We start from the raw sequence: 12482 nt of genomic DNA, 5'->3' as shown, positions 1-12482 counted from the left end.
TCCTGTTTTGACGATACATATGTGAAAGAATAAGTTAAAATAAAGTAATTGTAGTTTTCGGAGGGATTTTGAATGATGAAAAAAGAGTTTGCCGTCATTGGACTTGGACGTTTCGGGGGGAGTATTGTTCGTGAACTAATGAGCCAAGGGGCGCAAGTAATGGCAATTGACCATTCATCTGAACGCGTAGATGAATTTGCTGCGATAGCCACACAGGCTGTTATTGCAGATTCAACAGATGAGTCGGTATTAAATTCATTAGGTATTCGTAATTTCGAACATGTTATCGTCGCAATTGGCGAAGATATTCAGGCAAGTATTTTAACAACCATTATTTTAAAAGAAATAGGTGTTCAGCAAATTACCGTTAAAGCCCAAAATGATTATCACGAAAAAGTGCTAAGAAAAATTGGGGCAGATTTTGTTGTACATCCTGAGCGTGATATGGGTATTCGTATTGCCAATAATATGCTGTCCAATACAGTGCTCGATTATTTAGAGCTTTCAGATGAGCACTCTATCATGGAGTTAAAAGCGAATGATGCCATTGCAGGGTACTCGATTATGGATTTAGATATCCGTGCAAAATACGGCATTAACATTGTTGGCATAAAGCGAGGATCAGATATTATCGTTTCCCCACAAGCGAGTGACAAAATTTTACTTGGGGATATTATGCTCCTTATCGGTGCAGATGTTGATATTAATCGTTTTGTGAAAAAGGCGATGAAAGAATAAAAAAGAAGGGCAAGTTCAGCCAAAGGCATCAAGAAGTTTAATATGATGCCTTTTGTTTTTTTTACCATTTGATTGAAGGGTGAGACTTCCTGTACTCAAAACGGGGAAAGCGGCCGTTGACCACTAAACAACGTTTTCCCTTTTTTAGGTACAATCAAATATTTTAAGAAGCTAATGGGGAGTAGGTTTAGCACATGTTTAAAGTGAGGAAAGAACCATTGTTGCGTTTATTGAAAATTATATTTCCAATCGTACTATTAGCGATTGCTATTTATGAAATTCAACAAGCGCTAAGTGGGTTAGATGTAAATGTACTTCGCAATGAAGTGAAGCAATTGCAAATTTGGGAACTGTTATTAATCTTTGTCATCGCATTTTGCGCGATTACGCCAATGATTTTTTACGATGTTATTTTAACGAAACTACTAGGAATAAAAATGAAAAAGCGCACTTTGCTAAAGCATTCCTTTATCGTCAATACATTTTCCAATCTTATTGGCTTCGGTGGTTTAGTTGGTGTTTTCCTACGAAATTATTTTTATTCAAAATATAAAACAGATCGAGAAGGTTTATTAAAGAGCATTGCTAGCGTTACGTTATTTTATTTAACAGGTATCTCCTTATTGGCATGGCTGATGTATGTTTTCTTTTGGGACTTTCCGTTACTTAAAGAAGAGCGATGGTTATCAATTGCTGTTATTCTTGTCAGCTTATATGTTCCTGTGTTTATTGGAATGCATTTAATTCGTTATAAAAAAGGTAGTTCCCTAACGTGGAAAGTGTCCATTCAGTTAATGCTTACTTCCGTTGCTGAATGGCTGGCAGTGTTTGTTGTTATTTGGATGTTAACCATTCTTGTGCACATACCAATTGCGTTATCAACACTTATTCCTATATTTTTAATTGCTTCCTGTGCTGGCATTGTCAGTATGATTCCTGGTGGAGTCGGCTCATTTGACCTCGTGTTTTTATGGGGGGCGCAAAGTGTAGGTATAGGTGAAGAAAAAGTGCTATTTTTATTAATTTTATATCGCTTAGGTTACTTTATACTGCCATTTTTAGTATCCGTCCTTCTATTTGTAAAAGATTATTGGGAACGTTGGAATCGGTCGTGGGATGACTTGCCAAATGTGATTTTCCAAAAGTTTAGCCATATGTTATTAACGATTTTAATATTTATTTCGGGTATTGTGTTATTGCTCTCGGCATCCGTGCCAGGCGTTTTAAGTCGCCTTAAAATAGCGCAGGAATTTTTATCATCACCAATTATGAACATCTCTCATCAATTGACTGTTGCAGCAGCTTTTATACTCCTTGGGTTATGTCGAGGCATTAAATATAAAGTGAAAAAAGCGTATCAGCTTGCCATTATCGTGCTTAGCAGTTCGGCCTTATTTTCAATTATTAAAGGGTTTGATTATGAGGAAGCGATTTTTTTACTCATTGTTGCAGTGTTGCTCATGGCATCGAAAAAACAGTTTTATCGAGAAAGTTATGTTCTTACATGGGGCGCCATTCTATTTGATTTAGCGGCAGTAACTTTTATTACGGCGATGTATTTATTGATTGGCTATGTCAACTTACCGACTGCAAAAATTCATATTCCGACGGTGTTACAATACTATATCCTGACAGATTATCGGGATTTATTTTATAGTGCCATTATAGGTATCATTATTGCGTGTGTTATTTTTTATTTTGGCTATTTTACGCGCGGTCCTAAAAAAATGCAAAAGCTTTTATCAAGTGAGCAGGAAGAGAAAATTTACAATCACCTAATGCGCTATAAAGGCACTGAGTTTTCTCATTTAATTTTCCTACACGATAAATTTGTCTATTGGAATAAAACAAATACCGTATTATTTGCCTATCAAATCGTTGCAGATAAAATCGTTGTGTTAGGCGATCCAGTAGGGCAAGAAAGTGATTTTTTATCGGCTATACATGAGTTTTTGGAATTAGCAGATAAACATGGCTATACACCTGTTTTTTATGAGATTAACAATAGTATTTTCCCTTCTTTACATGAGCATGGCTATAGTTTCTTTAAACTGGGTGAAGAAGCTTTTGTAGATTTAGAAAATTTCACGTTTACCGGTAAAGAAATGAAGGGAAGCAGGGCAGTAAAAAATAAGTTTGAACGAGAGAATTATACAGTGTCATTGTTAAGTCCGCCATACTCGCAGGAAGTTATGACGGAACTTGAGGAAGTGTCGAGAAAATGGCTGCAAGGAAGAGCGGAAAAAGGATTTTCTCTTGGTTTTTTCGATGAAAACTATTTAAGCAAGTCAAACATTGCTGTGTTAAGTGGAGCACAGGGTGTTATTGGTTTTGCTAGTATTATGCCGATGTATGACAAGGGCGAAAGAATTTCAGTCGATCTTATGCGTTTTAAACCTGGTGCACCATCAGGCACAATGGATTTCATTTTCTTATCACTGTTTCAATGGGCCAAAGAACAAGGTTATCGCGTCTTTAATATGGGCATGTCGCCATTATCCAATGTTGGTCAATCGAGATACTCCTTTTTAAGCGAGAAAATTGCAGCGCAAATCTTTTTACATGGACAGCATTTCTATCATTTTAAAGGATTAAAAAATTTTAAATTAAAATATGCGGATTTTTGGGAACCGAAATATGTCGCTTATCGCAAAAAATCGTCTTTACCGTTTACGATGGCGCAAGTAACATTATTAATCGGTCGAAAAAGGAAATAAGAGAGTATTCTAAAAATGGAAATATGCTATAATTTTCCTAATTATAGTGAAAGGAATGATGAATATGAAAAAGCTACGGAATGTGATTGATAAGTAGCATATAGTGGATATGCCACTTTTCAATCATTTACTAACTAATTAAATGATAAATGAAAAGAGGCTACTTATGTACAGAGATCAAGAGTTAACTATTCGTCCTATTATCGAGTCTGACTTACAACGCATATGGGAGCTAATTTATAAAGATGAGCAACCAGAATGGAAAAAATGGGATGCGCCATATTATCCGCATTGCACAAAATCACTCCATGATTTTATGGTAACGGCACAACAATACATCAATCAAAAAGATTTTTGGGCGATTGAGGTAAATGGCGTTATTTGTGGCGTTATCTCCTATTACTGGGAGAACGAACCTTCAAAATGGCTAGAAATGGGTATCATCTTTCATGAGTCTGCTAACTGGGGGAAAGGGCTTGGAACAAGAGCTATGACATTATGGATTGACCATTTATTTTCAACAATGCCACTAGTTCGCGTAGGCTTTACAACATGGTCGGGAAATATACGCATGATTCGTGTCGGTGAAAAACTAGGGATGCAATTGGAAGCTAAAATTCGCAAAGTGCGTTTTTACGAAGGAGTCTATTACGATTCTATACGGATGGGTTTGTTAAGAGAAGAGTGGGAAGCTAGAAAAGTATGTTTAAAGGAGCTTCCAATTAAGTAACGTTATGACCTGCATTCGATCTTGTATCGGGTGGAGGTCTTTTAATGTTAGCGATTAAAACAAATTTATGGAAAATTGTGTTTGATTTCCTATTCTAGCTTTGTCATAATAAAGAAAATTAAAATTATGGGGTATATTATGATAATTACTAAAAATTGTATAATAGAACCTTTAAAGCAACATCATGGTGAAGAGTTCTATTCTTTATATAGTAATCGTGATGTCAGAACTTTTCTTGGCGGAGTGCCAACTAAAAGTGCCATCTTTTCTTCCTTTGACAGCATGCTGCAATCACCTTATCCGAATTCTTATTTTTATATTTCATTAAGGGACTGCAAAGACTTTATCGGTTTAGTATCGATTGATGAATACCATGAAAAATCAATTTATGAGCTGAGTTATCAATTTTTACCCCAATATTGGGGTAAGGGCTATGCTTTTGAAGTATTATCGGCAGTGCTGCATTATGGATTTACTGACATACAGCTAACAAAGATAGTAGCTGAAACACAAACTGCTAATATTGCTTCCTGCCGTATACTTGAAAAATTAGGGATGCAAAAAATAAAGGTGTTACAGAGATTTGGTCATGAACAAGCGCTGTATCAATTATTGAGCAATGTAAAGGGTAGGGATAGTAGATGAGAAATTATATACAATATAATGCCGATCAGCATAAAGAAGTCATGATTGCCATTCCTGCGCTTGGCGAGCGGAAAGAAATGTATGCTGCATTAGCCCATGCCTTACCAGAAGTCCATATTGTGGCAATCGATTTACCAGGGCACAATGGTTTGCTCGACGCTGATTTTTCATTTCAGTCATACAATAAGACAATAAAAGCAGTTATGAATGCTTTAAATATGACAGCATCGCACTTTGTAGGAAATTCAATTGGTGCATGGGTGATTCAACATTTTTATACAAACTATCCTTCTGCAGTGAAGTCATTAACATTATTAGATGGTGGGCATTATTTCCATGGTCTATATGAGCCTGATGTGGATATCGACATACAGCTGCCGATTATTGAAAGATTGGAAGATTTACAAGAAGCTGTGCGTGAAGAAGTAAGGAACATGAAGCTTGCATGTGCTGACGATCAACAATATTTATACGACTATTTTATTGAGAATTTCGTGAAAGAGGGAACGATTTATCGTCATCATAGCATGGAACAAGCTTTAAACTATTTAGCGAAAGCTGTAAATCGGCACAATTATTGTCTAGAACAAGAAATTTCTTTACCAGTGTTATTGCTGTTAGCAGACCAGCAACAAGATGCTATATTCCATCAGAAAATAACGAAATTCCAAGATAGACAGCCCGCTGCAATCCGCAAGAGGTAGCTGGCTGGATTCGTCATACGATACTTGAAGGGTGAAACATTTCTAATAATGAACAAAAAAATGAAGCTTAGAAATGCAAAGCGCATGTTAAAAAACAACCACCTCGTAAAGTTAGATGTGGATCTAACGTTTACGAGGCCAAACAAGCTTTATTTATTTTTATCAATCGAGGAGGGCAGATATTCAATGAATACATCCTTCGCCTCAATAGAAGTTTCCATCATTTCAAAAGGACCTTGGTATAGTACATGCAGTTCAAAACCGTTATCGGTCGCATACACCTCATTGTAAATCCACCATGCATCCATAATATGCTCGATATTCGCTACTTTGTGGACTCTAGAAAATGTTAATTGAATATCAACGGTTTGTCCATTGCCATCAATAGTATTTAATAATAATATACATTCCTGTCTTTCCTGGCTGAAGTCAACAGCAAGCACCGTTGCATCATGCGTATAAACTTCCTCGTATAATCGCACAGCATTTACTGGAAGTACATGTTTAATTAATCCGTAATTTTCCTTACATTCTTTTCGTATCGTTTCTAACTTATGTTCAAAATGACTGCGCCAGTGCTCTATAATGTCCTTTTGATCTTGTGAAGGATACTCTGTCATAAATGTTCCGTTACGAATTTCAGAGTGGAGTGATGCAGGAAGGAACTTTAATAAGTCGTTTTTTCGATACGCTAATTCTTTTTGTAGTCTCTCTATATAGTTAATATCCATATCATAATACGATTGTACAAGCTCCTCCCATTGCTCCTTTGATTCAGGGAATACTAAAAATCCGTATATCTGCATTTCATTATATAGTTCTTTCGTGTAATATTTCATCATTGCCCTCCATTTCAAAGTGCCAGGCACTCAAACAATTCTCACACAATTTTACGTCCAAAAAAGAGGGCACTCCATTGCGGGGTGCCCTCTTTAGTTTTGTACTAGAATTTAGTTTTCTTCAATATCTTTACGGTTTTTCTTTAACATTTTTGATAGCATTTCATAGACAATTGGTACGACTACTAATGTTAATAATGTTGAAGATAATAAACCACCGATTACGGTAATGGCAAGGTCTTTGGAAATTAATCCGCTACCGCCATTGCCTAGTGCCATTGGAATCATTGCACCAATCGTTGCAATTGCCGTCATTAAAATTGGACGTAAACGTGTAGCACCTGCTTCTAAAATGGCTTCACGCATACCAAGTCCATCGCGCTCCATATGAATAATGCGGTCGACAAGTACAATGGCATTGGTTACGACGATACCAATTAACATTAATAGACCCATCATAACGGATACAGAAATTGTTTGATTCGTTACATATAAACCTACAAAAGCACCGATAACAGCAAACGGTAATGAGAAGAGAATTGCAAATGGTGCTAAACCTTCACCAAATGTTACAACAAGAATGAAGTAAACAATGGCAATAGCTGCTAACATCGCAACGCCCAGTTGTGTGAATGTTTCTTGCATATCTGCTGCGACGCCGGATACGCCTGTTGTCACACCTTTAGGTAAGTCTAATTTATCGATTTTTTTATCAGCGGCAGACGTTGCTTTTGAAATATCATCGCCAATAATTGAAGCGGATACCGTTGCGAAGTATTCACCTTTTGAGCGTGACAATGAATTCAGCGTTGTACCTTCATCAACATCGACTAATTCACCGATTGTCATGGTAGTGCCTAAAGCTGTTTGTATTTCAGTGTTTAAAACATCATCGATGGACAAGGCTGCTGTTTTAGCATCACGTTGAACAATTACATTAATGTCTTTGCCATCTCGTTCAACAGTTGTTAACACTTCTTGTGAGGCTGTTGAATTTAACGCCATCACAATTTGAGCAGTTGTTAAACCATATTGTAAAACATTTTTTTGTTCAACTTTTAAAACATGTTCTACATAAGGGTCTTCATAATCAGACTTAACATCCTCTAAGCCCTTCACATCTTTTAATGCTCCTTCAACGTCTTTTACTGCGCTACGTAGATTATCTAAGTTTTCACTGTATAATGTGTAGCTAACTTCATTCGAAGACATAGACATTGATGAGAAGTTTTGGCTTTTCCATTCCCCTGATTGCTCTAGGTTAAATACATAGTCTTCCACTTCTTCACGTGCTGCAGGGAAATCTTCCATATCTGGGTCAAAGATGAGGTACATTAATGCACCACCAGCTCCGCCACCCATCATCATTGCTGATGGATCAGCGTTTGTTGCATCTGTAATGGAAACTTGTAAAATATCAACATCTTTACGTTTCATTAATTCTTGCTCTACTTTTGCAACATTTGCTTCGGTTTCACTATTTAACTCACCAGTACCAGGTGTATATGTTAAATACATAACCTTTTCTTCTTGTGAGCCCATAAAGCTAAAGCCGATTAATGGTGTTAAAGCAAGTGAACCGACAAGCATTAAAATGGCAATAGTAGAAGTAATAATTTTATGATTTAACGCTTTTTCTAATACGCCTCTGTACCAAGTAGCTAGTTTACCAACTTCCTGATGTTGGCTTTCTTTTTTCTCTCCATAGATTTTTTTACGGAATAAGAAATGAGATAAAGCTGGTACAATGGTAATCGCTACTAATAATGATGCACCTAATGCAAATGTCATTGTTAATGCGAATGGCATAAATAATTCGCCAACCATACCGCCTACGAAAATAAGTGGGGCAAATACTGCTACTGTCACTAACGTAGAAGATAAAATTGGTTTAAACATTTCAATTGTCGCTTCACGAATAAGGGCGCGACCTGTTAGTTTTTCTTGTTTCAAATGGATACGTCGATAAATATTTTCTACTACAACGATGGAGTCATCGATAACACGCCCAATGGCGACGGTGATGGCACCAAGTGTCATAATATTTAATGTAATATCCATCCAGTTTAATAATAGTAATGCCATGAAAACAGACACTGGAATAGAGATAATTGAAATAATTGTCGATTTAAAATCGCGTAAGAATAGTAAAATAATTAATACAGCGATTGCGCCACCAAATACTGCTTTTTCAATCATTGTGAAGACAGAATCTTCAATTGGCGCACCTTGGTCAAGTGAGATATCCACTTTTAAGCCGTCAATTCGTTTTTCTTCATCTTTAATAAGGTCTTTTACTGCATTAACGACAGTAACTGTATTGGCATCTTGACCTTTGACAATTTGAATTGCAATGGCATCTTTACCATTTGTGCGTGAAACGGACTGTACTTTACCTTCCACTTCGATCGTTGCAATATCACCTAAGCGAACGAAAGGTGAAGGTTGTGTTGCTGAAGGTGTGACCGGTATTAATAAGTCTTTTAATTCATCAACAGATTTCACTTTACCATCGACGGAAACCGCTTGTTCGCCAACTGTAAATTGATATAAACCAAGTGATAACGACATGTCACTTGCTTGGATCATTTGCTTAACAGCATCTTCAGTTAAACCAAGCTCAGCCATTTTAGCTTCGTCATACTTAAACGAAACTTGTTCAATGTGTTGGCCGGTAATCGTTGCTGAGGCTACACCGTCAATTTTTTCGATTTTAGGAAGTAATAAATCTTCTACAGTTGATGTCAGCTCGACGATATCTTCCTTAGAACTACTTACTGATAGTGCGACAACCGGCATCATGTTCATACTAATAGCCATGATTGTTGGTTCTTGAGCACCTTCAGGGAGTTTTACATTATCTAAAGCTGACTCTAATTGCCGTTTTTTCTCATCCATATCAATGCCGTAGTCATATTCGACTTGAACTTGTGCAATGTTGGATGAAGAAGTAGAATAAACTGCCTTTACATCTTCTAAACTTTCAATTGATTTTTCAAATGGAATGGACAATTCGTTCATAACTTGTTCAGGCGTGGCACCTGGATAAACGCCCATAACGATTAAGTATGGAATCGATATATCAGGGATTGATTCCATTTTCATTCTTGTACCTGAATAAATACCTGAGACAGTGATGATAATTGTTAATAACCACACTGCCAATTTGTTTTTCAATACAAAATTAACTAAACCTTTCACCTTCACACCTACCCTTTATTGACTTACTAGATTCAATTATTTATAATAATGACTAATCGGTCAATTGTCAATGAAATGCATTAGGAGAGATTCGAAAATATGTCAAAAAAGCAACTGATTATGGAGAAAGCATTAGAACTGTTTTCTGAACAAGGCTTTGAAGCAACATCTGTGCAGCAAATTACAGAACGCTGTGGGATTTCTAAAGGAGCATTTTATTTGTCTTTTAAAACAAAAGATGAACTTCTTTTCTCAATGGTTGACTACTACCTACAGCAATTTATCGCGGATATTGACCAAGTAGTCAGAAGGTCGAATGAAAAAGATGTCGTATTGGTAGATTTTTATAAAGGCATTTTTCAAGCGTTTAAAAAACATTCGGCTTCGTCGCGTGTGTTCTTTAATGAAAAGGTATTTCTTACGAAAAAAGAGCTATTTCATAAAGTAAGTGCATATGAAGCGGATATGTCGAAGTCTATCGTCCAAATGCTTGAACAACTTTATCGAGAAGAGCTGCAAGAGACAAAATATGATGTTATGTATTGTGTAAAAGGATTTATGAAAGGCTATGCAGAGCTGTTTATGTTCTCAAATATACCGCTTGATTTAGATCAATTAGCAAAGTCATTAGCGGAAAAAACAGATATTATTGCACGTCATACGACAATTCCATTTATTACCGAAGAGCTTGCGCAAATTGTATCCAGACCATGTGAGCCGGAAATTATTACACAAAAGTCTGTATTACAGTTAATCGAACAAAATATCGATAATTTTGAACCGTCTATTGAGCGTGAGTCGTTGGAGCTTTTAAAAACTCAAGTAGAACATTTAACTTATAGTAAAGCAATTATAAAAGGGTTAATTGAAAACATTCGTTTGCAGCCTGGGTGTCAATGGATTGCCTTTGTGTTAGAGAAATATTTCCAATTTTGAACTTTAGAATAGAATTGTTCACAGTATTCATTGTGAATAATTCTATTTTTTTCATTTGGATAGGATGTTTCATAATGGGGGAGAAATCGTGTTGCTCTTACTATATACGAAAAAGGATTAAAGAGGTTTCAAAATTTTAGAAATTTTAATAAAAAATAAAATGAAGTAGGGGACAAGTGATGATAGACGTCATAGTAAACTAATAAAGGATGCGGAATATATTACTTTATGGAAATGTTACAAAGTTTATAAACAAAAAGAAGCTATACGATTAACGTATAGCTTCTTAATATAGAAGATTATACTTCCATAATAATTGGTAAAATCATTGGACGACGTTTTGTTTTCTCGAATAGGTAAGGTCCTAATACGTCCGTAATTTCATTTTTAAGTTCAGTCCATTGTGGTGTTTTGCTTTGAATTGTTTCGTTTAGATGACGGTTCAGCATTTTTTGCGCTTCATTAATCATTGTGCCTGATTCACGCATATAGACGAAACCGCGTGAAATAATATCAGGACCTGAAACAATTTTTTGGTTTTCCATATCAACGCTCACTACAACAATTACTAAGCCTTCTTCTGAAAGGATACGGCGATCGCGTAACACGATATTGCCAATATCGCCAATACCATTGCCATCGATATAAACATCGCCAGAAGGGATGCGACCTGCAACATGCGCTTCATTTGCGCTTAATGCCAGTACATCACCATTTTCCATAACGAATGTATTCTCCAATGGAACATCACAATCTTCAGCTAAATGCGTATGCATTTTTAACATACGGAATTCACCGTGGATTGGCATAAAGAATTTTGGCTTCATCAGTCGTAACATTAACTTTTGCTCTTCTTGTGAGCCGTGACCAGAAGTATGGATATTATTTAGTGCACCGTGAATAACTTCTGCACCAGCGCGGAACAGTAAATTGATAATTTTATTGACGCTAACCGTATTCCCTGGTACTGGTGAAGAAGAGAAGACGACTGTATCGCCAGGCTGGATTTGAATTTGACGGTGTGTACCGTTGGCAATACGTGATAGTGCTGCCATCGGTTCACCTTGAGAGCCTGTACATAAAATCATTACTTCATTAGCAGGTAAACGGTTAATGCTTTGTGCATCAATAAATGTATCTTTTGGTGCGTTTATATAACCTAGTTCACGACCGATTGTAATGGCATTGTCCATAGATCGACCGAAGACAGCGATTTTTCGTCCGTACTTAATGGCAGCATCAGTTGCTTGTTGTAAGCGGTGAATATTTGATGCGAATGTTGCAAAAATAATACGACTATCAACCTTGCGGAAGATTTCATCAATGCTTTTCCCAACTGTACGTTCAGACATGGTGAAGTTTGGTTTTTCGGCGTTTGTACTGTCAGATAGTAAGCAAAGTACACCGTCGCGACCGATTTCAGCCATTTTTGTTAAGTTTGCTGGTTCCCCTACAGGTGTAAAGTCAAATTTGAAGTCACCTGTGTGCACAATATTGCCAGGTGGTGTTTTTACGACGATACCGTAAGCATCTGGAATACTGTGCGTTGTTCTAAAGAAGCTAACAGATGTTTTTCTGAATTTAATGACATCTTCTTCTTTAATTTCAATTAGTTTTGTTGTACGTAGTAAACCATGCTCTTCAAGTTTGTTGCGCAATAAGCCAAGTGCAAGCTTACCACCATAAACGGGCACATTTACTTGACGTAGTAAATAAGGGATGCCGCCAATATGGTCTTCGTGTCCGTGCGTAATAAATAACCCTTTAATTTTATCGACGTTTCGTACTAAATACGTGTAATCAGGAATAACGTAATCAATTCCTAGTAAATCGTCTTCTGGAAATTTTATACCTGCGTCAATTAAGATGATTTCATCTTGGAATTGAACGCCGTATGTGTTTTTGCCGATTTCGCCCAGTCCGCCGAGCGCGAAAACAGCTGCTTGGTCATTTTTAACAAACTTCATGTTTG

General features: G+C 36.6%; 9 protein-coding genes. 6 read left to right on the top strand and 3 right to left on the bottom strand.

The window, feature by feature from the left end; translation table 11 throughout:
• Positions 1-75 precede the first annotated feature (75 nt).
• The 5 genes from ACIQXI_RS12705 (at position 76) to ACIQXI_RS12685 (ending at position 5534) form a co-directional block, all read left to right on the top strand.
• Positions 76-738 (top strand): potassium channel family protein, encoded by a 663-nt coding sequence (locus ACIQXI_RS12705; protein WP_024362220.1) that lies wholly within the window; start codon positions 76-78, stop codon positions 736-738.
• A gap of 194 nt (positions 739-932) precedes the next feature.
• Positions 933-3455, top strand: a complete 2523-nt coding sequence (mprF, locus tag ACIQXI_RS12700; RefSeq protein ID WP_402925240.1) for a bifunctional lysylphosphatidylglycerol flippase/synthetase MprF — start codon at positions 933-935, stop codon at positions 3453-3455.
• Positions 3456-3621: 166 nt separating this feature from the next.
• Positions 3622-4185, top strand: a complete 564-nt coding sequence (locus ACIQXI_RS12695) for a GNAT family N-acetyltransferase (RefSeq protein ID WP_402925237.1) — start codon at positions 3622-3624, stop codon at positions 4183-4185.
• Between the two features lie 138 nt (positions 4186-4323).
• The gene (locus tag ACIQXI_RS12690) at positions 4324-4830 is read left to right on the top strand and encodes a GNAT family N-acetyltransferase (RefSeq protein WP_402925234.1); all 507 of its coding nucleotides are present in this window, start codon (positions 4324-4326) and stop codon (positions 4828-4830) included.
• Positions 4827-5534 carry an alpha/beta hydrolase gene (locus ACIQXI_RS12685; protein WP_402925232.1) on the top strand — a complete coding sequence of 236 codons (708 nt, stop codon included), beginning with the start codon at positions 4827-4829 and terminating at the stop codon, positions 5532-5534. Before ACIQXI_RS12690 ends, ACIQXI_RS12685 begins: the two co-directional genes overlap by 4 nt.
• A 149-nt stretch (positions 5535-5683) precedes the next feature.
• Here the strand turns inward: ACIQXI_RS12685 and ACIQXI_RS12680 are convergent, their stop codons facing one another.
• The gene (locus tag ACIQXI_RS12680; RefSeq protein ID WP_402925229.1) at positions 5684-6373 is read right to left on the bottom strand and encodes a DUF4085 family protein; all 690 of its coding nucleotides are present in this window, start codon (positions 6371-6373) and stop codon (positions 5684-5686) included.
• Between the two features lie 111 nt (positions 6374-6484).
• Positions 6485-9574, bottom strand: coding sequence for an efflux RND transporter permease subunit (locus ACIQXI_RS12675; RefSeq protein ID WP_402925226.1), 3090 nt, complete (start codon positions 9572-9574; stop codon positions 6485-6487).
• A gap of 99 nt (positions 9575-9673) precedes the next feature.
• Between ACIQXI_RS12675 and ACIQXI_RS12670 the strand changes: the two genes are divergently transcribed.
• A complete protein-coding gene (locus tag ACIQXI_RS12670) occupies positions 9674-10510 on the top strand; it encodes a TetR/AcrR family transcriptional regulator (RefSeq protein ID WP_402925223.1) in 837 nt (278 codons plus the stop codon).
• Positions 10511-10809: 299 nt separating this feature from the next.
• Here the strand turns inward: ACIQXI_RS12670 and rnjA are convergent, their stop codons facing one another.
• Entirely contained in the window at positions 10810-12477 is a 1668-nt protein-coding gene (rnjA, locus tag ACIQXI_RS12665; protein WP_402925221.1) for a ribonuclease J1, read from the bottom strand.
• Positions 12478-12482 lie beyond the last annotated feature (5 nt).

It is taken from the genome of Lysinibacillus sp. NPDC097195 (assembly GCF_044762075.1).
Lineage (GTDB): Bacteria > Bacillota > Bacilli > Bacillales_A > Planococcaceae > Lysinibacillus.
The sequence above is the reverse complement of the archived record's forward strand: the minus strand, read 5'-3'. Positions and strand labels throughout refer to the sequence as shown.

Bases quoted from the DNA above. Each gene is read 5' to 3' on its own strand.
- ACIQXI_RS12695 (WP_402925237.1), top strand. From the start codon at position 3,622: ATGTACAGAGATCAAGAGTTAACTATTCGTCCTATTATCGAGTCTGAC.
- ACIQXI_RS12705 (WP_024362220.1), top strand. From the start codon at position 76: ATGAAAAAAGAGTTTGCCGTCATTGGACTTGGACGTTTCGGGGGGAGT.
- rnjA (WP_402925221.1), bottom strand. From the start codon at position 12,477: ATGAAGTTTGTTAAAAATGACCAAGCAGCTGTTTTCGCGCTCGGCGGA.
- ACIQXI_RS12690 (WP_402925234.1), top strand. From the start codon at position 4,324: ATGATAATTACTAAAAATTGTATAATAGAACCTTTAAAGCAACATCAT.
- ACIQXI_RS12670 (WP_402925223.1), top strand. From the start codon at position 9,674: ATGTCAAAAAAGCAACTGATTATGGAGAAAGCATTAGAACTGTTTTCT.
- ACIQXI_RS12685 (WP_402925232.1), top strand. From the start codon at position 4,827: ATGAGAAATTATATACAATATAATGCCGATCAGCATAAAGAAGTCATG.
- ACIQXI_RS12680 (WP_402925229.1), bottom strand. From the start codon at position 6,373: ATGAAATATTACACGAAAGAACTATATAATGAAATGCAGATATACGGA.
- mprF (WP_402925240.1), top strand. From the start codon at position 933: ATGTTTAAAGTGAGGAAAGAACCATTGTTGCGTTTATTGAAAATTATA.